This window comes from Bacillus sp. REN10 (assembly GCF_016820555.1).
Taxonomy (GTDB): domain Bacteria; phylum Bacillota; class Bacilli; order Bacillales; family Domibacillaceae; genus Bacillus_CE.
The window spans coordinates 459,013-480,470 of record NZ_JADHDW010000001.1; the positions used below are offsets into that span (position 1 = coordinate 459,013).

The 21,458-nt window shown below is 41.9% G+C and carries 19 protein-coding genes; 14 read left to right on the top strand and 5 right to left on the bottom strand.

What is annotated here, in order from left to right; translation table 11 throughout:
- Window positions 1-124 precede the first annotated feature (124 nt).
- The 6 genes from bcd to IRB43_RS02355 are packed head-to-tail and all read left to right on the top strand — an operon-like array spanning window position 125 to window position 6,458.
- On the top strand, window positions 125-1,219 hold the full coding sequence (bcd, locus tag IRB43_RS02330) for a Leu/Phe/Val dehydrogenase (protein ID WP_203361806.1): 1,095 nt from the start codon (window positions 125-127) through the stop codon (window positions 1,217-1,219).
- Between the two features lie 39 nt (window positions 1,220-1,258).
- Entirely contained in the window at window positions 1,259-1,693 is a 435-nt protein-coding gene (locus IRB43_RS02335; RefSeq protein WP_203361807.1) for an acetate and sugar kinases/Hsc70/actin family protein, read from the top strand.
- A gap of 13 nt (window positions 1,694-1,706) precedes the next feature.
- Entirely contained in the window at window positions 1,707-3,131 is a 1,425-nt protein-coding gene (lpdA, locus tag IRB43_RS02340; RefSeq protein WP_203361808.1) for a dihydrolipoyl dehydrogenase, read from the top strand.
- 26 nt (window positions 3,132-3,157) lie between these two features.
- A complete protein-coding gene (locus IRB43_RS02345) occupies window positions 3,158-4,153 on the top strand; it encodes a thiamine pyrophosphate-dependent dehydrogenase E1 component subunit alpha (RefSeq protein ID WP_203361809.1) in 996 nt (331 codons plus the stop codon).
- A 17-nt stretch (window positions 4,154-4,170) separates the two neighbouring features.
- Window positions 4,171-5,154: an alpha-ketoacid dehydrogenase subunit beta gene (locus IRB43_RS02350; protein WP_203361810.1), complete on the top strand. Its 984-nt coding sequence runs from the start codon at window positions 4,171-4,173 to the stop codon at window positions 5,152-5,154.
- 44 nt (window positions 5,155-5,198) lie between these two features.
- Window positions 5,199-6,458 carry a dihydrolipoamide acetyltransferase family protein gene (locus IRB43_RS02355; protein WP_238941783.1) on the top strand — a complete coding sequence of 420 codons (1,260 nt, stop codon included), beginning with the start codon at window positions 5,199-5,201 and terminating at the stop codon, window positions 6,456-6,458.
- A 19-nt stretch (window positions 6,459-6,477) separates the two neighbouring features.
- Here the strand turns inward: IRB43_RS02355 and IRB43_RS02360 are convergent, their stop codons facing one another.
- From IRB43_RS02360 to IRB43_RS02370, 3 genes are all read right to left on the bottom strand, one after another.
- Entirely contained in the window at window positions 6,478-6,705 is a 228-nt protein-coding gene (locus tag IRB43_RS02360; RefSeq protein ID WP_203361812.1) for a hypothetical protein, read from the bottom strand.
- Window positions 6,695-7,594 carry a helix-turn-helix domain-containing protein gene (locus IRB43_RS02365; RefSeq protein WP_203361813.1) on the bottom strand — a complete coding sequence of 300 codons (900 nt, stop codon included), beginning with the start codon at window positions 7,592-7,594 and terminating at the stop codon, window positions 6,695-6,697. The genes IRB43_RS02360 and IRB43_RS02365 overlap by 11 nt, the downstream gene beginning before the upstream one ends.
- Before the next feature lie 122 nt (window positions 7,595-7,716).
- Complete coding sequence (locus IRB43_RS02370) at window positions 7,717-8,577, bottom strand: DUF1002 domain-containing protein (protein ID WP_203361814.1); 861 nt, start codon at window positions 8,575-8,577, stop codon at window positions 7,717-7,719.
- 243 nt (window positions 8,578-8,820) lie between these two features.
- Between IRB43_RS02370 and IRB43_RS02375 the strand changes: the two genes are divergently transcribed.
- The 5 genes from IRB43_RS02375 (at window position 8,821) to IRB43_RS02395 (ending at window position 15,901) form a co-directional block, all read left to right on the top strand.
- Entirely contained in the window at window positions 8,821-10,758 is a 1,938-nt protein-coding gene (locus IRB43_RS02375; protein ID WP_203361815.1) for a methylmalonyl-CoA mutase family protein, read from the top strand.
- Complete coding sequence (gene scpA / locus IRB43_RS02380) at window positions 10,751-12,943, top strand: methylmalonyl-CoA mutase (protein ID WP_203361816.1); 2,193 nt, start codon at window positions 10,751-10,753, stop codon at window positions 12,941-12,943. The genes IRB43_RS02375 and scpA overlap by 8 nt, the downstream gene beginning before the upstream one ends.
- Window positions 12,943-14,058 carry a methylmalonyl Co-A mutase-associated GTPase MeaB gene (gene meaB / locus IRB43_RS02385; protein WP_203361817.1) on the top strand — a complete coding sequence of 372 codons (1,116 nt, stop codon included), beginning with the start codon at window positions 12,943-12,945 and terminating at the stop codon, window positions 14,056-14,058. Before scpA ends, meaB begins: the two co-directional genes overlap by 1 nt.
- 273 nt (window positions 14,059-14,331) lie before the next feature.
- Window positions 14,332-14,769, top strand: a complete 438-nt coding sequence (locus tag IRB43_RS02390; protein ID WP_203361818.1) for a BrxA/BrxB family bacilliredoxin — start codon at window positions 14,332-14,334, stop codon at window positions 14,767-14,769.
- Between the two features lie 142 nt (window positions 14,770-14,911).
- The gene (locus IRB43_RS02395; protein ID WP_203361819.1) at window positions 14,912-15,901 is read left to right on the top strand and encodes an aromatic acid exporter family protein; all 990 of its coding nucleotides are present in this window, start codon (window positions 14,912-14,914) and stop codon (window positions 15,899-15,901) included.
- Window positions 15,902-15,941: 40 nt separating this feature from the next.
- Here the strand turns inward: IRB43_RS02395 and prli42 are convergent, their stop codons facing one another.
- Entirely contained in the window at window positions 15,942-16,082 is a 141-nt protein-coding gene (gene prli42 / locus IRB43_RS02400; protein ID WP_343070774.1) for a stressosome-associated protein Prli42, read from the bottom strand.
- 156 nt (window positions 16,083-16,238) lie between these two features.
- Between prli42 and mce the strand changes: the two genes are divergently transcribed.
- The 3 genes from mce (at window position 16,239) to IRB43_RS02415 (ending at window position 19,594) form a co-directional block, all read left to right on the top strand.
- Window positions 16,239-16,652 (top strand): methylmalonyl-CoA epimerase, encoded by a 414-nt coding sequence (mce, locus tag IRB43_RS02405; protein ID WP_203361996.1) that lies wholly within the window; start codon window positions 16,239-16,241, stop codon window positions 16,650-16,652.
- Between the two features lie 7 nt (window positions 16,653-16,659).
- Window positions 16,660-18,216: an acyl-CoA carboxylase subunit beta gene (locus tag IRB43_RS02410; protein ID WP_203361820.1), complete on the top strand. Its 1,557-nt coding sequence runs from the start codon at window positions 16,660-16,662 to the stop codon at window positions 18,214-18,216.
- 256 nt (window positions 18,217-18,472) lie between these two features.
- On the top strand, window positions 18,473-19,594 hold the full coding sequence (locus tag IRB43_RS02415; RefSeq protein WP_203361821.1) for a M20/M25/M40 family metallo-hydrolase: 1,122 nt from the start codon (window positions 18,473-18,475) through the stop codon (window positions 19,592-19,594).
- A 124-nt stretch (window positions 19,595-19,718) separates the two neighbouring features.
- On the opposite strand, the gene IRB43_RS02420 is transcribed toward IRB43_RS02415, so the two are convergent.
- Window positions 19,719-21,122, bottom strand: coding sequence for an APC family permease (locus IRB43_RS02420; RefSeq protein ID WP_203361822.1), 1,404 nt, complete (start codon window positions 21,120-21,122; stop codon window positions 19,719-19,721).
- Window positions 21,123-21,458 lie beyond the last annotated feature (336 nt).

The window sequence follows — 21,458 nt, forward strand, 5'->3', positions numbered from 1 at the left end:
ATTTTTTTGCACAGTTTCATTTGGGAATTAAAGCGTTTTCATAAAGAAAACGCTTGGCATGATAATTGCATTAAGATAGATGAAGAAGTTAAAATTATCTATGCTTAAATAAGGGGGATTTACAATGGAAATTTTTAAATATATGGAAACATATGATTATGAGCAACTTGTCTTTTGTCAAGATAAGACATCTGGATTAAAAGCGATCATCGCGATCCATGATACAACGCTTGGCCCTGCGCTCGGCGGAACGAGAATGTGGACATATGAATCAGAAGAAGCAGCCATTGAAGATGCCTTGCGTTTAGCTAAAGGAATGACATATAAAAATGCGGCAGCCGGACTTAATCTCGGTGGAGGAAAAACGGTGATTATCGGTGATCCTCGAAAAGATAAGAACGAAGAAATGTTCCGGGCGTTTGGTCGCTACATTCAAGGTTTAAATGGCCGCTATATTACGGCTGAAGATGTGGGAACAACGGTGGAGGATATGGATTTAATTCATGAAGAAACCGACTATGTCACAGGAATTTCACCAGCCTTTGGATCGTCAGGAAATCCATCACCTGTCACTGCTTATGGCTGTTTTGTCGGAATGAAAGCAGCAGCGAAAGAGGCATTCGGCACAGATTCATTAGAAGGATTAACGGTGTCTGTTCAAGGCGTAGGAAATGTGTCTTATCACCTTTGCCGTCATCTTCATGAAGCAGGGGCCAAGCTGATTGTTACAGATATTAATAAAGAATCCGTTAAGCGGGCAGTAGATGATTTTGGTGCTCAAGCCGTGAATCCAGCCGAGATTTATGGCGTGGAAGCGGACATTTTTGCACCATGTGCCCTTGGAGCGATCATCAATTCAGACACGATTCCGCAATTGAAAGTAAAAGTGATCGCAGGCTCCGCCAATAACCAATTAAAAGAGGATCGCCATGGCGAGGAATTGCATGAGCGCGGCATCATTTATGCACCGGACTACGTCATTAATGCGGGCGGAGTGATCAATGTAGCCGATGAACTTCACGGATATAATCGTGATCGGGCAATGAGAAAAGTGGAGCAAATATACAACAGTATTGAAAAAACAATTGAAATTTCTAAGCGTGACGGCATTCCGACATATAAAGCAGCCGATCGTATGGCAGAAGAAAGAATTGCTAAGATGCGCGGATCTCGCAGTCAGTTTTTATTAAATGGTCACCATACTTTATCTAGACGTTAAGGAATTGATCAGTTATTCCAGATGAATGGAGGTGCGGCCGTGCAGATGAAACCATACCGAATGTTGGCCATCTATGTGGATAAGTATTCGGTGAATACAGGAATATTTGATCATGAAACAGCTGTATTTGAACGAACTCTGCCTTTAGAAAAAGAGCCGCCATCTGCCTCATTTATCACTGCTTATTCAGAAAGACTGTTAGCTTCTCTTGATGAAGAGGGCATGAATATCTCGAAGCTAAAGGCAATTTGTGCACCAAGTGCCGCAAACAAGATAACGAAGCAAGATCTATTTGTCGGTATGAAAATCGCAGATGCCATTGCTGAACGGCTGCATATTCCTGTTTTCTTTGTTCACATAGATGCGTCAAGACAAAGGAATCCTGAACAAGTCGCTTATGGCGGTGATCGATTGTTGCTTTCGCTTGCTCAACAATCATTAATCAAAAGGTCATCAATGAAAAAGGAAGAGTAAAGGAGGAGAATCAATGGCTGAAGAATATGATGTAGTCATTCTTGGTGGAGGTACAGGCGGTTATGTAGCGGCGATTCGAGCGTCACAGCTCGGCTTAAAAACCGCCATTGTAGAAAAGGGAAAACTAGGAGGTACTTGCTTACATAAAGGCTGTATTCCAAGTAAAGCCCTGCTTCGAAGCGCAGAAGTATTTAAAACCGTTCAAAAAAGTGAAGAATTTGGTGTCTCTACAGGAGATGTATCATTAAATTTTAAAAAGGTGCAGGAACGAAAACAAAGCATTGTAAATGGTCTTCACAATGGAGTCATTGGGTTAATGAAAAAAGGAAAGATTGATGTATTTGAGGGAATCGGACGCATATTAGGCCCATCGATATTTTCTCCGCTTCCAGGGACGGTTTCGGTTGAGATGAATGATGGAAGTGAAAATGAAATGCTCATTCCTAAAAATGTGATTATCGCAACAGGATCGCGCCCGAGGACATTGCCTGGTCTAGAGTTTGACGGTGAGTACATTCTTTCCTCTGACGAAGCGCTTGAACTACAGGAAGTACCCGAATCCATTATTATCGTTGGCGGAGGCGTGATCGGAATTGAATGGGCCTCTATGCTAGCTGATTTCGGGGCAAAAGTGACGGTGTTAGAATATGCTGAGCGCATCATTCCAACGGAGGATGAAGACATTTCTAAGGAAATGGAAAGGCTATTGAAAAAACGAGGCATTGAGATTGTGACGAATGCTAAAGTGTTGGTGGAAACAATGGAGAAGCACGAGGGGGAAGTCACGATTCAAGCGGAAGTAAAGGGTGAGACGCATTCATTTACAGCGCAAAAGCTGCTCGTTTCAGTTGGTCGACAAGCAAATGTAGAAGGAATCGGTCTTGAAAACACAGATATCGTTGTGGAGAAAGGATTTATTTCTGTAAATGAATTTTACCAAACGAAGGAATCGCATATTTACGCGATTGGTGATGTGATCGGTGGCCTTCAGTTGGCACATGTTGCTTCTCATGAAGGACTGACAGCCGTTGAGCATTTAGCGGATGAAGAAGCGGATCCGATCGATTATACAACTGTTTCAAAATGTATTTATTCCAGTCCAGAAGCAGCGAGTGTCGGTTTAACTGAACAAGAAGCAAAAGATAAAGGCTATGACGTGAAAACAGGTAAATTCTCTTTCCGAGCAATTGGAAAAGCACTCGTTTACGGAGAAAGTGATGGCTTTGTGAAAATAGTAGCTGACAAAAAAACCGATGATTTGCTTGGCGTTCATATGATTGGTCCTCATGTGACCGATATGATCTCAGAAGCAGGACTGGCTCGTGTGCTTGATGCGGCTTCGTGGGAAGTGGCTCATACGATTCATCCGCACCCGACATTAAGTGAAGCAATTGGTGAAGCAGCGCTAGCCGTGGATGGCAAAGCGATTCATTCTTAAAATACGCGATTTGAGGAGGAATAAAGATGGCTGAAAATCGTCACGCAGCATTAGGATTAAGTGATGAAAAGGTACTAGAAATGTACGAAGTGATGTTGCTTGCCCGTCGTTTAGACGAACGGATGTGGTTGTTAAACCGCTCAGGGAAAATTCCGTTTGTTATTTCTTGCCAAGGACAGGAGGCAGCGCAAGTAGGAGCGGCGTTTGCTCTCGATCAAGAGAAGGACTATGTTCTTCCTTACTACCGCGACTTAGGTGTCGTGTTGACATTTGGTATGACAGCGACTGAAATTATGCTTTCTGGTTTTGCCAAAGCGGAAGATCCTAACTCTGGCGGCCGACAAATGCCTGGACACTTTGGTCAGAAGAAGAACCATATCGTGACAGGATCTTCTCCGGTAACCACACAAGTTCCTCATGCCGTTGGAATTGCTTTAGCGGGGAAAATGGAGAAAAAAGATTTAGTGACGTTTGTAACATTTGGAGAAGGCTCATCGAATCAGGGAGATTTTCATGAAGGAGCTAACTTTGCGGGCGTTCATAAGCTTCCGGTTATTTTCATGTGTGAAAACAATAAATATGCAATCTCCGTTCCAGTAGAGAAACAGTTAGCTTGTGAGAATGTATCGGACCGGGCGATTGGCTATGGAATGCCGGGATTCACAATTGATGGAAATGATCCGATTGAAGTGTATAAATATGTGAAAGAAGCTGCTGAACGTGGACGTCGCGGTGAAGGACCGACATTGATTGAAACGATTTCCTACCGCTTAACTCCGCACTCTTCTGATGATGATGATCGTAGCTACCGTTCACCGGATGAAGTGCAAAAAGCGAAAACAAACGATCCGATTATTACGTTTGGCGCGTATTTAAAAGAAACGGGCGTCATGAATGATGAACTTGAAAAAGAAATTAATGATCGCGTCATGATTCAAGTAAATGAAGCAACAGACTATGCTGAAAATGCACCTTATCCAAATCCGGAAGATGCACTTTCGTTTGTCTACGCACAAAAGTAATAAGGGGGGAGTAACTAATGCCAGTAATTTCTTATATTGATGCGGTAACTATGGCGATTCGCGAGGAAATGGAACGGGACCCTAAAGTATTTGTTTTAGGGGAAGATGTTGGGAAAAAAGGTGGCGTATTTAAAGCGACACAAGGATTATATGAGCAATTTGGTGAGGAGCGCGTCATTGATACGCCGCTTGCTGAATCAGCGATTGCTGGAGTCGGAATTGGAGCAGCGATGTATGGAATGCGCCCAATTGCGGAAATGCAGTTTGCTGACTTTATTATGCCAGCTGTGAACCAAATTATTTCGGAAGCGGCTCGCATTCGCTATCGTTCCAATAATGATTGGAGCTGTCCTATGGTCATTCGTGCGCCTTATGGTGGTGGTGTTCATGGGGCATTGTATCATTCACAATCCGTAGAAGCGGTTTTTGCCAATCAACCAGGTTTAAAAATTGTGATGCCTTCAACACCTTATGATGTAAAAGGGTTATTAAAAGCAGCGATTCGTGATGAAGATCCTGTCTTATTCTTTGAACATAAACGAGCGTATCGTTTAATTAAAGGGGAAGTCCCTGCGGATGATTACGTACTGCCAATTGGGAAAGCGGACATTAAGCGCAAGGGGGATGACTTAACGGTGATCACGTACGGTTTATGTGTCCATTTTGCGATGCAAGCGGCCGAAAAGCTCTCGAAAGACGGGATCGAAGCTGAGATTCTGGATTTACGCACCGTTTATCCATTAGATAAAGAAGCGATCATTGAAGCGGCGAGCAAAACGGGGAAAGTACTGCTGTTAACAGAAGATAACAAAGAAGGCAGTGTGATGAGTGAAGTATCGGCGATCATTGCCGAACATTGCTTGTTTGACCTTGATGCCCCGATTAAGCGATTAGCAGGTCCGGATGTACCAGCAATGCCGTACGCGCCAACGATGGAAAAATACTTTATGGTGAACCCGGATAAAGTAGAAAAAGCAATGAGAGAACTAGCAGAGTTTTAATCATAGAGGAAGGAGGAGTTTGTGTGGGTGTAGAAAAGGTAACGATGCCTCAACTTGGAGAAAGTGTGACAGAAGGAACAATTAGTAAATGGCTTGTGAGTGTAGGGGATCACGTCAATAAATACGATCCAATTGCTGAAGTAATGACCGATAAAGTCAATGCGGAGGTGCCGTCTTCTTTTACCGGTGTGATTAAAGAACTAACGGCTGCGGAAGGAGATACGCTAGCAGTAGGAGAAGTCATTTGTTTAATGGATGTGCAAGGGGCTGGTGTCAGTACAGAAGCAGAAGCGCCGAAACAACAACAGGCAGAGTCACCTGTTGAACAAACAACAACTGGAACTGAAAATAAAGCACGTTATTCTCCGGCTGTGTTGAAGTTATCTCAAGAGCATGGCATTGACTTAACGCAAGTAAAGGGGTCTGGAAAAGGTGGCCGAATTACGCGCAAGGATATTTTGCAGGTCGTCGAGTCCGGCGTCATTCCACAGGCGAATGAATCGTCTGTAAGTGCAACTCTTGAGCAGCAAGCGCCAAATCAAGCACCTGTGTATGAAGAAAAAGCGGCTCCAAAGCCAGCTAAGCCAAGCATTACTCCACTTCCAGGCGATGTCAGCATTCCTGTGAATGGTGTCCGCAAAGCGATTGCTGCTAATATGGTACGCAGCAAGCAGGAAGTCCCTCACGCGTGGACGATGATGGAAGTCGATGTCACAAACCTCGTTGCTTATCGCGATTCGATTAAGAAAGAGTTTAAACAAAAAGAAGGTTTTAACTTAACCTATTTCGCTTTCTTCGTCAAAGCCGTCGCTCAAGCGCTGAAAGAATTCCCACAAATCAACTCGATGTGGGCAGGCGACCAAATCATTCAAAAGAAAGAGATTAACTTATCGATTGCAGTAGCAACGGACGATGCGTTGTTCGTTCCTGTCATTAAACAAGCTGATGAAAAAACGATCAAAGGCATCGGTCGTGAAATTTATGAGTTGGCGGGAAAAGTGCGGACAGGCACGTTAAAAGCGGATGATATGCAAGGCGGTACGTTTACGATTAATAATACGGGATCATTTGGCTCTGTGCAGTCGATGGGCATTATTAATTACCCGCAAGCAGCAATTCTGCAAGTCGAGTCGATTGTGAAGCGTCCTGTTGTCATGGATAATGGAATGATTGCTGTTCGTGATATGGTCAACCTTTGCTTGTCACTTGACCATCGCGTGCTTGATGGCCTTGTTTGTGGCCGCTTCTTAAAACGTGTGAAAGAAATTCTCGAAAACATATCTGAGCAAACATCGGTATATTAATCAGAAAGAGACTGGCTGTTTAAGTCAGTCTCTTTCTATTTTTCTCTTCATTTATTGTGTAAATGAAACTAATGAAAAATACAATGCTAAAAATAATGAGTGATCCTTGAGAGAAAAAAGTTCGTCTGCCTGTTTCAAATAATAAATGTGCCCCATATTGAAGCCCTATATTGATTCCTAAAATAAGCAAAGCAGTCATTGTACTAATAATCACAACGCGAGCATATAAGGAAATGTTATTCATCATTGAGCACTTCTTCTTCAAAAGATAAATTGATGGGCTCGTCTAATAAAGTTCGTGAAATTTCTACATGAGTAACGGGCACACTTTGATCAACTTCTTCAAACTGGAATCCATCGACCCACACATGACCTGTTCCAGAAAGCAATATACCGAAAGAAATAGTAGAACTGCCTTCAGGAATGTCTAACACGATCGAATAGCGGTTCCAGTTGGTATCATTTTGGATTGGCCGATTATACATATTATCAAATTGCAAAACATCACCAGCTGTATTATCGACTCGCATCCACATTCCGCAAAATGGCTGTACCTGCTCCGTCTTAATAAAAGCGGATAGCTTCATTCGTTTTCCGATAAATTTCTCTGCCTTAAATTGCTGCATCATTGTCGCAAATTCACCTTCTTCTTGAACGGTTACAGATTTTAAATAACCGGAGTAGCTCCCTTGATGAATCACTTTTTGATCTCTTCCCATTTGATAATTGTGAGGATGGCTTCCGCTTAAAAACCATCCTTTTACCATTTGTTGCGTGTCCATTTGATTCCCTCCGTTTGAGTGCATAATCGGGCTCATGATTTTGCGATATTGTCCCGGTGGCATTTGATACTCTTTTTTGAAAGCTCTTGTAAATGATTCTTGCGTACTAAAATGAAAATGATAAGCAATTTGAATAATCGTTTCATCAGTATAAAGCAGCATTAATGCGGCGTTCGTTAAACGTCTGCGGCGAATATACTCTGTGGTTGTCATCCCTATTTCCTTCTGAAAGATGCGATGAAAGTGAAATGGAGAGAAGCCGGCATGTGCCGCTATTGCTTCTGGCGGCAATGGCTCATGTAAATGATTTTCAATGTAGTCAATAGTTTTTTGTAAAACAGGCTGATAATTCATCGTAGGTACCTCCCTTCAATTACAGGATACTAAAGAGCAAGTGAAGATTCTTGATTTTTTTTGCTGTTTTTACGTCCATCACAAAAAAACTGCCAGGGAGCTCCCAGCAGTTTTTCAGTTAATTATTTAAAGAGGCCAGCAATCCAGTCAAAGATGGATCGAAAGAAATCAATGATGGATTGTAAAATGCCTTGCCCTTCTTCTGAGTTTTTGAACTCATTCCATCTTTCTTTCGCTTTGTCGAGCTGATTCGTCACTTGATCCCAGTTAATGTTTAAGTCTTTCATTCGGTCAAACAGAGCGGCCAGCTGGTCAATTTGATCTTGCGTCAGTTGAATGTTCAGCTCGTTTGATACGTTATTAATGATGATTTGAATATCTTGGATCGTTTGCGGATTTTGTTTCGCGATTTCTTCTTTAATGCCTTGAATTAATTCCGTTGCTTTTTCTTGTCCGATTTGATCACCGAGTTTTGCTGTAGTGACCATTTCTTCATTCGCTACTTGTTTTTGATCTTCTGGAATTTTCTCTCCTGTGGATGTTTCATATGCTTTAATAAGACCTGTTAAGCCGGCTGTTCCGGATACTTCAAACGGCGCTGTAACGAAAACATCGGCGTCTTTCACTCCCGCAGTTGATAGGGCGTTCATATACATTTCTTTTGATACCCATGAAATGTTATTCGTTTGGACGTTAATGCCGTATCCTTTTTCTTTCATCGTGATTTTGCTCGATGAGATTGCTTTGGAGCCAATTTGTGCTTTCGGAATATAGTTTCCTAAATATTTATGTTCTTCTGCATTCGATACAGTGATCGTTGTGACATCTGCAGGAACGTCCATTTGTTGTAGTACCTGTTCTTTTTGAGCTGGTGTTAAGTTTTCGCCGAGAGTAACAATTACATCTCCGGTGATGCTATCTGCTTGAGCAATCGTTCCAAAGCTTAGCAACAGTACCCCTAACCATGCGATTATTCTTTTCATCATGTTCTCTCCTAATTTCATTTTCCTCTTTAAATATAGAGGGTACTAATAGAATAGCATGTTCCCTCATTTTTTTCACGAAATGCCTTTTCTCTTGCATCTAAAAAAGGAAGATGGATTTCCGTTTTTTCTCTTTCCCTCATTGATTGATAAGAATGCTTCATATAAAATAAAAATAGGTATAATATTTAGAATTTTTGTACCGTCTGTTGTAACCGATTACAAAGCAAAGGGGGAAAAGGGATGAAGATGCAAGAGATGAAAGCTCAACGTTTTGATCAAGTGTCTTTAGAAGAATGGGAAAAGACAGCGGAAGCCTCATTAAAAGGGAAGCCGCTAGCTAAACTGTATACAGAAACGTATGAAGAAATTACGTTAAAACCGCTCTATGTAAAAGCAGACATAGAACAGGTAGGAACAAAACAGTTTCCAGGTGTTCCTGATTACACTCGTGGGTTTTATAAAGGTGGGTATGAAGAAAAGCCGTTAAAAGGAGCGCCTCCATTAAAAGCTCATTCGGCTAGTGATCTTCAAGCGAAACGATTTGCTGCCATGCAGGCGGGACAAAATGCATTCTCTTTTTCGATCGAGGAACAAGCGAGAATGACCTTCTATGAATGTTGCGAATTGTTATCTAGCTCATATCCATTATACATAAATACGAAAGATCATTTTTTAGCATTTTCTGCTTTCCTTTTAAAAGCAGAAGCAGGGGAGTTACAAGGAGTGGTCGGAACAGATCTGTTATCTCATTTCGCAACAAAGGGGTTACTTCCGGATGAACAAGCGCTCGCTTTTCATTTTGAGGCAGTCGCAGAAATGAAGCAGCGCTATCCGAAAGTGAAAACGATGGTGATCAACACAGTTCCTTACCATGAAGCAGGCGCTAATGCAGTGCAAGAAATTGCTATAGCATTGTCTGAAGCGGTATTCTATCTCGAATCTTTAAAAGAAAAAGGATGGACTCCAGCCGAAGCCATTCAATCGTTTAGCTTTCATTTTGCTATTGGATCGCAGTTCTTTATGGAAGTAGCGAAACTGCGGGCTTTCCGTCAGCTATGGACGGCTTTATGTGAAGCTTATGAAGTGGATGGGGAAGCGGTGAAAGTAACGATTGGTGCAGAAACGTCTGAGTTTACGCTTTCGAAGTTAGATCGTCATGTCAATATTTTGCGCACAGGCACTGAAGCGTTTGCCGCTTTGCTTGGAGGAGTTGAATATTTACAAGTTACACCTTTTGACCAGTTCAATGGTGCGCCATCTGTTTTAGCTGAACGCGTCGCTAAAAACATTCCGTTGATTCTGCAAAGTGAATCTCATTTAACAAAAGTAGTGGACCCAGCCGGTGGTTCTTATTTCGTCGAATCTTTAACGAGCGAACTAGCTCAAGCCGCCTGGCAAAAGTTTATGGATATAGAAGAATGCGGTGGCGTGTTAGCGGTGCTGAAGGAAGGAACACTTCAAAAGGAACTAGCGCAGCTGTTAGAACAGCGGATTAGTGATTTAGCTATGCGTAAAAAATCGCTGATCGGAACAAATATTTACGCTGATTTAAATGAAACGTTGTCAAGTGGCCCCGCAGCAATGGAAGTGTTGTTAGCGGATCGAGAAATTTCTTCTTATGAGGAATTGCTTGGCCAAGTAGTAGCTACTAAAACGTTGGCTGAGCTTCATGTGAGAGATCGTGGAGAGCAAGTGATACCGGTGAAAGCTCAACGGTTAGCAGAACCTTTTGAACAATTAAGAGAACGGGCAGCCGGGATCCAAGCGAGTGGAAAGGTGATTCAAGCAGGTTTGATTTGTTTAGGCAAACTGAAAGATTTTAAACCGCGGGCAGATTATGTAACAGGTGTGCTTTCTACTGGTGGCATCTCTGTTCAATTGAGCGACGAGTGTCATTCGATGGAAGAGGTATTACGTTACGTAAAAGAAACTCAATTTCCTTATTATTGTATTTGCGGAAAAGATGAGATCTATAGGGAATTTGGTCCAAGCTTAGTGGCTGAGCTGAAACAAACCGGAGCAGCGATTCAAGTAGATGTGGCTGGCAAGCTGTCAGAAGAGGAGAACACGGAATGGCTGGCAGCCGGACTGGATGGATGTGTATTTGCTGGACAAAATTTATTGGATAAGCTTTCATCTTTGTTAACGCTATGGGAAGGAGAACACCCTCATGAGTAAACCTGATTTTAAGACCGTCGATCCATTTGCTGGAGAGAAAGAATATTCGCTAGAGGAATGGAAACAGTCATTAGAAAAAGAAGTAAAGCAATCGTTTGAAGAGCTTTCTTTTGAAACGAATGAGTTTATTTCTCTTCAGCCTCTTTATACAGAGGAAGATACGAAAGAACTTTCGCATACGGACGATATGCCAGGTGTTGTTCCTTATACGAGAGGACCTTATCCGACCATGTATGTCAATCGCCCTTGGACGGTTCGCCAATATGCTGGGTTCTCAACAGCAGAAGAAAGTAACGCTTTTTATCGACGTAATTTAGCGATGGGGCAAAAGGGGCTATCTGTTGCCTTTGATTTGCCGACGCACCGCGGATATGATTCCGATCACCCGCGAGTGGTTGGAGATGTTGGAAAAGCGGGCGTAGCCATCGATTCTGTTGAGGATATGAAAATTTTATTTTCCGGTATACCGCTTGATCAAATGTCTGTCTCCATGACAATGAATGGAGCGGTGTTGCCAATTATGGCTTTTTATATCGTCACAGCCGAGGAGCAAGGCGTCTCTCAAGAAAAATTATCTGGAACGATCCAGAATGATATTTTAAAAGAGTATATGGTGCGTAATACGTATATTTATCCTCCAGAAGCATCCATGCGGATCATTGCTGATATTTTTGAATACACGTCTAAGCATATGCCAAAGTTTAATAGCATTAGTATTTCTGGCTATCATATGCAAGAAGCGGGAGCACCGGCAGATATTGAGCTCGCTTATACATTAGCCGATGGCCTTGAATATGTTCGCACGGGCTTAAAAGCGGGAATTGATATCGATTCTTTTGCGCCACGCTTATCTTTCTTCTGGGCGATTGGGATGAATTACTTTATGGAAGTGGCGAAAATGCGAGCCGCTCGTCGCATTTGGGCTCAACTCATGAAGCCATTCGCCCCGAAAAACAGCAAATCGATGGCGTTAAGAACTCACTCGCAAACATCGGGCTGGAGCTTAACGGAGCAAGATCCATTTAATAATGTGACGAGAACGTTAATTGAAGCTCATGCGGCCGCTATGGGACATACACAATCTCTTCATACGAATGCGCTCGATGAGGCGATCGCCTTGCCGACGGACTTCTCTGCTCGAATTGCTCGTAATACGCAGCTGTACTTGCAGGAAGAAACAGGAATTACGAAAGTCATTGATCCATGGGGCGGTTCGTATTACGTCGAAGCATTGACGAATGAGTTAATGGAACGGGCATGGAAGCATATTGAAGAAATTGAAGAACTCGGCGGGATGACGAAAGCGATTGAGACAGGACTTCCGAAAATGAGAATTGAAGAAGCGTCTGCCAAACGGCAAGCTCAAATTGACTCTGGAACGGAAACGATTATCGGCGTGAATCGTTATCGTCTAGAGCAAGAAGATCCAATTGATATTTTAGATATTGATAACACAGCCGTTCGCTTAAAACAAATTGAACGAATTCAAAAGATGAAAGAAACACGTGATGAAACGAAAGTAGCCGTTGCCCTTCAAGCGATTACGGAGGCAGCTAAAACAGGAAAAGGGAATTTGCTAGCTTTAGCTGTAGAAGCAGCAAGAGCAAGAGCAACGCTAGGGGAAATTTCTGATGCTATTGAAATCATTAGCGGTAGACATAAGGCGGTGATCCGATCAGTGAGTGGCGTGTACAGTTCTAATTTCTCAGATGAAGAACAAATCGAAGAAGTAAAGCGGATGACAGAGGAATTTAATGAGCAGGAAGGACGTAGACCGCGGATTTTGATCGCAAAAATGGGGCAAGATGGACATGACCGCGGAGCAAAAGTTGTTGCGACTGCCTATGCGGATTTAGGGTTTGACGTCGATATCGGTCCATTGTTCCAAACACCAGAAGAGACTGCTTTACAAGCAGTAGAAAATGACGTTCATGCCATTGGGGTTAGTTCGTTAGCCGCCGGTCATAAAACATTGCTTCCAGCGTTAATTGCTGAATTGAAAAAGCTTGGACGTGAAGATATTATCGTGTTCATTGGCGGAGTCATTCCGGCTCAAGATTATGACTTCTTGCGCGCCAATGGAGCAGCTGCCATTTTTGGACCAGGAACAGTGATTCCAGTGTCTGCTCAAAAGATTTTAGAAGAAATTTATAAGAGCCTCGGTTATGAGGAAGTGACGGAATAATGGATGAGAAACAAGATCCGAAGCTCAAAGATAGCGGAGATTCCGCTCTCCATGTCATGAAAGGCATTGCTTCCTCGCATGACGGTTTCGCTTCGTCAAAAAAGAAACGATTTCAAAAAAAAGTGAAGAGCTTGCCGAACATCGATGAGCTCGTTGCGGGGGTTCTCTCAGGAGCAAGAAAGGATTTAGCGAAAGCAATTACTTTCATTGAGAGCAACGCCAACGAACATTATCAGTTTGGGCAAGAGCTATTACAACGACTGTTGCCGCAAACAGGAAAGTCGATTCGCATCGGTATTACCGGTGTACCAGGAGCGGGGAAAAGCACCTTTATTGAAGCATTCGGCAACATGTTATGTGACCGCGGGTTGAAAACAGCGGTACTAGCCATTGATCCGAGCTCCTCCATTAGCGGAGGGAGCATCCTTGGTGATAAAACTCGGATGGAATTACTCTCTAAGCACCCTAATGCTTTTATTAGACCTTCTCCATCTAGCGGAACACTCGGCGGTGTGCATCGCAAAACACGTGAGACCATGCTTCTTTGTGAAGCGGCTGGATTTGAAGTTATTTTAGTGGAGACGGTCGGAGTGGGACAAAGTGAATTTCTTGTTCGCGGCATGGTGGATATTTTTCTCTTACTTGCCTTAACAGGAGCCGGTGATGAGCTTCAAGGCATGAAAAAAGGAATTATGGAGCTGGTTGATGCCATTATTGTCAATAAAGCGGATGGAGAAAATGAGCTTTTGGCAAAAAAGACGCAGCGAGAGTTTAATCAAATTCTTCATATGCTGCAGCCGTCGACAAAAGGCTGGCAATCAAAGGCTTACACTTGCTCATCGATCGAACATCGAGGGATTGTTGAGATTTGGGAAATGATTCAAGCGTTTGAAAAAGCGACGAAAGAAAGCGGTGTGTTTGCCGAACGTCGAAGTAGCCAGACGAAAGAATGGATGCATACGTTAATTTTGGAGCAGCTCAAAACAAGCTTCTATCAGCATCCTTATGTGAAAGAGCATATAAAAGAAATGGAGATCAAAGCGATGGAGGGGGAAGTAACTCCTTCACAAGCCGTCAAGGATTTATTTGCTCATGTGTACCCTAATATGGAGTAACTAATACTTGACAAATCATTTTTTTTTAATCATTTTAGCTATTGACAAATTTCACTATGCTAACGAATGTTGTTAAACTGGTAGTCATCTAAAATTGCCAGTTTAACAACATTCTTTTTTGTTTCCTTGTTTTCCACTCTTTTTGAGCTATTATATAGAGAATAACCTGGCTCGTTTAAATTAACTATAGAAAAATCAACTTGTAGTATTTGAAAACAATCGTCAATTAGCTTATCATAGTAGTACACTATGAAGGAAAAAGGAGAAGAGTCAATGAATATCGATTTTAATTTTTTAATGAATGATGTCGTTCGTCAAGCTCGTGAAGAAATTACGGCGGCAGGATATACACAGCTTCAAACAGTAGAAGAGGTAGAAGCCACATTTGCCAAACCGGGAACGACGCTTGTGATGATTAACTCTGTTTGTGGCTGTGCAGGCGGGATTGCTCGTCCGGCGGCAGCTCATGCGATTCACTATGATAAGCGTCCCGATCAATTAGTGACGGTATTTGCTGGTCAAGATAAGGAAGCGACAGCGAAAGCCCGTAGCTATTTTGAAGGTTATCCGCCATCTTCTCCATCGTTTGCTTTATTAAAGGATGGCAAGATTTGCACAATGGTTGAACGTCATGAAATCGAAGGCCATGATCCGATGTCAGTCGTTCAAAAGCTGCAAGAAGCATTTGATCAATATTGCGAGGAAGTATAATTTTTTATGAAAGAGGTTGACCCTAATGATGTCACTGTTCCTGATTAGATAAGTATCTGCTGCAATCAATAGTTGATGCTATATCAGGAGAGGATGAAAAAGGGGAGCCTCTTTTTTCATTATCAATCTGTAGGAGTGCATTATGTTTAAAATCGGATATCGTACCATTAAGACAGCGATCGGTACTTCGTTAGCGATTATGATTTCTCAGTGGATCGGGCTTGAAAACTTTGTTTCTGCAGGTATTATTGCGATTTTATGTATTCAAAATACGAAAAAAAAATCCTTACAAGCCGCTTGGAGCCGGTTTATTGCTTGTACCATTGCCATTCTTTTTTGCGCGGCGTTTTTTGAAGGAGTTACTTATCATCCGCTGATGATCGGTTTATTGTTATTATTCTTTATTCCAACAACCGTTGCTCTCGGTTTAAAAGAAGGGATCGTAACAAGCAGTGTCATTATTCTGCATATTTTTTCAGCTGGCGAAATGACAAAGGACATTATAGTCAATGAGTTTGGAATTATCTCCGTCGGAATGGGGATCGCCTTATTGATGAATTTATATATGCCGAGCTTAGAAGAAAAATTATATCGTTTACAAGAGGAAATTGAAAATAATTTTTATCAAATTTTTCACCATATTACGCTCTATTTGCGCGACAATGACCATATGTGGGACGGGAAAGAAATTACAGAGACAGCAGAATTATTAAAGGAAGGGAAAATGCTCGCTTATCAAGATATCGAAAACCATTTTTTAAGAGAAGAGAAATTATTTTATAGTTATTTTAGTATGAGAGAAAAGCAGTTTGAAAAAATTGAGCATATTTTATGGATTGTGACGTCTCTTTCTCATGAAGTGCAACAAGCGCATATTATTGCGGACTTTATGGAGGATTTAAGCACGAATATTCATCCAGGAAATACCGTGCAGCTTTCTTTGCAAAAGCTGCAAAAAATGAAAGCGGAATTTGAGCAAATGGAACTGCCGACCACGAGAAAAGAATTTGAAACGAGAGCGGCGCTGTTTCAATTCGTGCAAGAAATGGAACAATATTTATTAATTAAAAGCTCCTTTAAAGGGCTAAAAAAAAGGAAAAAGGCTGTCCGTTCAAAAATAGCTCGAGCCTGAATAAATCGTTCAGGTTCGAGCTATGTAGAGGACAGTCTTTTTACATGAACATGGATAAACCAACGAATAAAGTAGAAACTAACATTGTGATTAACATCAAATAAACGACTGTTTTTTGTATTTTTTTATTTCCCATAGAAAGAACGTTCTCCCCTTTTACACTATACATTTTCCTCTTCATGATAGCTGTTTTTCCTAGAAATCACAAGTTGATTCATCCCACCCGATCAAGCTGCACTTTATTTTAGATCATCTTGATGAGTAAGAAGGAATTTAGCGAACTATGGCGAATATTTAAAATGTTATAGATTCTTTCTGAACAGGGGGATAGAGGATGATTAATAATGTCAATCATATCGGGATTGCGGTCCGATCATTAGCTGAAACTTTACCTTTTTATACAGAGCAGCTGGGGTTAACGATTGAAAAAATTGAAGTGGTGGATTCCGAGAAAGTGAAAGTTGCTTTTATTGATGCAGGAAATGTAAAGCTTGAATTGCTTGAGCCGACGAGTGAAGACAGTCCAATTGCTAAGTTCATCGAAAAGCGCGGACAAGGCATTCATCATGTTGCATTTGGCGTCACTGAAATAGAAGAAAGAATTCGCGAAGTGAAAGAGCGCGGCATTCAAATGATTAACGAAACGTCGAAGCCGGGAGCAGGAGGAGCACAGGTAGCGTTTATGCATCCTAAATCCACATATGGCGTATTATTTGAACTTTGTGACAAAAGCCGAACGAAAGGGGAATAACGGGATTATGACAACTCAAGATATTTTCACAAGCATCAATGAACTGTATGATAGACGTCGTGAAGTAGAGCTTGGCGGTGGAGATGCTCGGATTGAAAAGCAGCATGAGAAAGGGAAATTGACAGCGAGAGAGCGTATTGAGCTGTTAGTAGATAAAGGTTCATTTGTTGAAATCAATCCATTTATTGAACATCGCTGCACGGATTTTGGATTAGACGGTGTGAAAGGACCTGGCGATGGTGTCGTAACGGGCTACGGAAAAGTACACGGTCGTCCGATTTATTTATTTTCTCAAGATTTTACTGTATTTGGTGGAGCTCTCGGCGAAATGCATGCGAAGAAAATTGCCAATGTGATGGACTTAGCTGCGAAAAACGGTGCGCCATTTGTGGGTTTGAATGATTCGGGCGGTGCACGTATTCAAGAGGGAGTCGTATCTCTTGACGGCTATGGTCATATCTTTTATCGAAACGCCATTTATTCAGGGGTGATCCCGCAAATTTCTGTGATTATGGGACCTTGTGCTGGGGGAGCGGTTTATTCTCCGGCGATTACGGACTTTGTGTTTATGGTAGATAAAACGAGTCAAATGTTTATTACTGGTCCTAAAGTTATTGAAACCGTAACAGGGGAGAAAATTTCCTCCGAAGATCTTGGCGGGTCAAAAGTACATAATACAATTAGCGGAAATGCTCATTTCCGTGGGAGCTCTGAAGAAGAAGTGCTGGAAATGGTTCGTGCTTTATTAAGCTATCTTCCACAAAATAATGAGGAAAAGCCGGCCATTACTGAGTTTGCTGAAGAGGATGATTACCGAAAGGATATTACAGATGTAGTTCCATTTGATGGATTGCGCCCGTACGATGTGCGAAAAGTATTAGAACATGTCGTCGATCGAGGTTCCTTTATGGAAGTTCAAAAAGAGTTTGCTAAAAATATTGTCATTGGCTTTGCTCGTATTAAAGGAGAAGTCGTTGGTCTTGTTTGTAATCAGCCGAAGTTTATGGCTGGCGGCTTAGATATCGACTCTTCTGACAAAGCGGCTCGCTTTATCCGTTTCTGTGATTCCTTTAATATTCCGATTATTACATTTGAAGATGTGTCTGGCTTCTTCCCAGGAGTGAAGCAAGAGTTAGGCGGAATCATTCGTCATGGAGCGAAAATTTTATACGCGTATTCCGAGGCGACTGTGCCGAAAATTACTGTGATTTTGCGTAAAGCATACGGGGGAGCTTATGTAGCGCTGAACAGTAAATCGATCGGAGCCGATCTTGTTTATTCATGGCCAAATGCAGAAATTGCCGTGATGGGACCTCAAGGGGCAGCGAATATTATTTTTGCGAAAGAAATTGCCAACAGTGAGAACCCAGAAGAAACGAGAGCCAATAAGATCGAGGAGTATCGCGAGAAGTTTGCCAATCCATATGTAGCCGCAGCACGCGGGATGGTGGATGATGTCATCGATCCGCGAGAAACAAGAATCAAATTAATTCAAGGATTAGAAATGATGCGGACCAAAAAGGAAACAAGACCGCAGAAAAAGCACGGAAATATTCCTTTATAATGACCATTCATCCGGTGTTCTTATGGGCACCGGATGAATTATTTGGCTTCATTCTGATACAGGAGTATACTTGAAAATAGAACCGTTTTTATCCCGCATTAACAGGATGTAAGACCCCCACCTCAACATAGCTGAAAGGCGTGTAGGTGGAGGGTCAACAGCCCGTAAACGCCCGATTGGTTCAACTAACAATCAGTGGGGGGATGAAGAAAACCCCCACTGATTGAAGTTTCACTTTATTGGAGGGAATTGACGAATGATTAATCAAGAGCGTTTATTAAATGAATTTCTTGAACTTGTTCAAATTGATTCAGAAACAAAAAATGAAGCAACTATTGCCAAAGTATTAACGAAGAAATTTGAAGAGCTCGGTGTTCATGTATATGAAGATGATACAACGGCTGAAACAGGACATGGAGCAGGCAATTTAATTTGTACACTTGAGGCGACGAAAGAGGGCATTGATCCTATTTATTTTACTTCTCATATGGATACGGTCGTTCCTGGTGTTGGTGTAAAACCGAGTATTAAAGATGGGTACGTTGTGACGGATGGAACGACGATTCTTGGTGCGGATGATAAAGCGGGTCTAGCGGCGATGCTAGAATTAGTGAGAGTGTTGAAGGAACAAAGCTATGACCACGGGATGATTCAGTTTATCATTACTGTAGGAGAAGAATCAGGTCTTGTCGGAGCGAAAGCATTGGATCGATCTTTAGTAAAAGCCAAATTTGGTTATGCGTTAGATAGTGATGGTCAAGTAGGGAATATCATTGTAGCCGCGCCGACACAAGCGAAGATTACGGCAGAGATTTATGGAAAGACAGCGCATGCTGGAGTCGCACCTGAAAAAGGAGTATCAGCGATTACCATCGCTGCAAAAGCAATTGCTAATATGCCGCTTGGTCGAATTGACGAGGAAACGACAGCCAATATTGGTCGCTTTGAAGGCGGACGTGCTACGAATATTGTATGTGACTATGTACATATTTTAGCAGAGGCGCGTTCCCTTGTTTCAGAGAAAATGAAAGCGCAAGTAGCAAAAATGAGGGAGGCCTTTGAAACAACGGCGGAACAAATGAATGGACAGGCAAAAGTAGAGGTAGAAGTGATGTACCCAGGCTTTAAGTATGGAGAAGGGGATCATGTCGTAGAGGTAGCGAAACAAGCTGCTGCTCGTATTGGACGTCCTAGTCAGCTGTTAACGAGTGGAGGCGGAAGCGACGCCAATGTGATTGCTGGTTTCGGTATACCAACTGTTAACTTGGCTGTCGGCTATGAAGAAATTCACACAACGAGTGAAAGAATGCCGATCGAAGAGCTAGTAAAGCTAACTGAAATGGCTGTTGCGATCGTAGCCGTCGTTTCGGAGAATTAATTTTTTGTATTTGGATGGGGTGAAAGAGTGCATTGTCCCCATTCATTTCTTTAAAAAGAATCGAAAGTGTAAAATTCGTTAAATAAAAAAACAGCATCTACTGAGCAGATGCTGTTTTTTGTATTTATTTAACTTTTTTAACTTGACTGCTACCAGTCATAGATGCGCTAGATGAACGTGAAGACATCTTCATGGCGAAGAAGAATCCAGCAATCCACCAGCCGATCGTAATGAGCCACTCATACGGCCAAATTAACGCCGAAGGCATACCAGGCATGTATAAAATGATAAAGCCAAATGTTAGAACGAAAGACATCCAGCCGATGAAAGGGCTTTTTCCTGCACGGAATGGTCTTTCAAGATTCGGTTGATTTTTACGCAACACAAGGAATGCCCATGATACCATAAAGTAAGCGATTACGATTGCTAAACCGCCTGCATCTACAAACCAAACAAGTGCAGGACGACCTAATAAAGGACTAAGTGTAGATAATGTACCAATGAATAAAATCGCGTTAGCTGGCGTTTTATATTTAGGATGCATTTTGCCAAACCAAGCTGGTAATACACCATCTTGAGCCATTGCATACATAATGCGGCTACCGCCAATGATAAAGGCATTCCAGCTTGTTAAAATACCAGCAATCCCACCAAGAATTAAAATTTTAGAGAACATAGGAGAACCAAAAGCAGCAGCCATCGCATCTGCTGTAGCTAAAGAGCTGTTTGCCAATTCTTCTGGTACTAGACTTAATGAGACCCCAAAAATAATTAACACATACCATAAAACAGCGAAGCTTACAGATAGAAGAAGAATTTTTCCGATTGCTTTCATTGGAATATTCATTTCTTCCGCTACTTGAGGGATGACATCAAATCCAACGAATAAGAATGGAGTCATGATCATAACTGCCATCATTCCGCCCATACCGCCAACAAACAGCGGTTCCATATTCTTGACTTCTCCGCCACCGAAAATTGAACCAAAAACCAGCATTAATCCAATAACTGTTAATAATGATGTTAATACGATTTGAAGAAAGGCAGCTTGCTTAACACCTTTCCAGTTAATAATCGTTACAATAATTGAGCCAACCATCCCAATCGCTGCCCATGAAGCATATACTTCATAATCAGCTAATGTCCATAAATAACCTGTTTTATAATCAGGGAAAATATATTCAATAACCGTTGGAAGCGCTACTGCTTCAAAGGCAACTACAGTAATATAACCTAATAGCAAAGCCCAAGAAACAATAAACGCTGCCTTGACACCGAGGGTTTCTTTGACGAAGTAATAGGCGCCACCGGTTTTCGGAAAGACCGTTGTCAGTTCAGCGTAAGTTAAACCGACGAAAATGACCAGTATTCCGCCAAGTAAAAAGGCGATAATTGAACCGAGGGAACCTGCTTTTAAGATCCAATCACCAGAAAGGACCACCCATCCCCAACCGATCATCGCACCAAATGCTAAAACTAACACGTCAACACGCGATAATACTTTATTAAAGTCTTGTTGTTTTTCCATTATGACCTCCAATATTTCAGATGGAACCGCTATCATTCCAAATTATTTTTTAGATTAAGAATATTACGTCTTCGTTAGGCCGTTAACTTTCTATTTTGTTCATATGTATAACAAACAGGTGATAAAAGCCGGCTCTGTGGTCGAGGACTTAGTAGGTTATTCAATTGCCGGTTACTTCCTCACTCCTTTCAAGCAATAAAAAAACCAGCCTATTTCCGCCGACAGCAAAAACTGGGGTATGAAATAAACTGGCTTCTTGTCTACTGAAGCTGATCTGGCTGGAAAAGCGAGTAGACTTAACAGTTACCTTAATATTGGATAGATGATTTGTTGCTA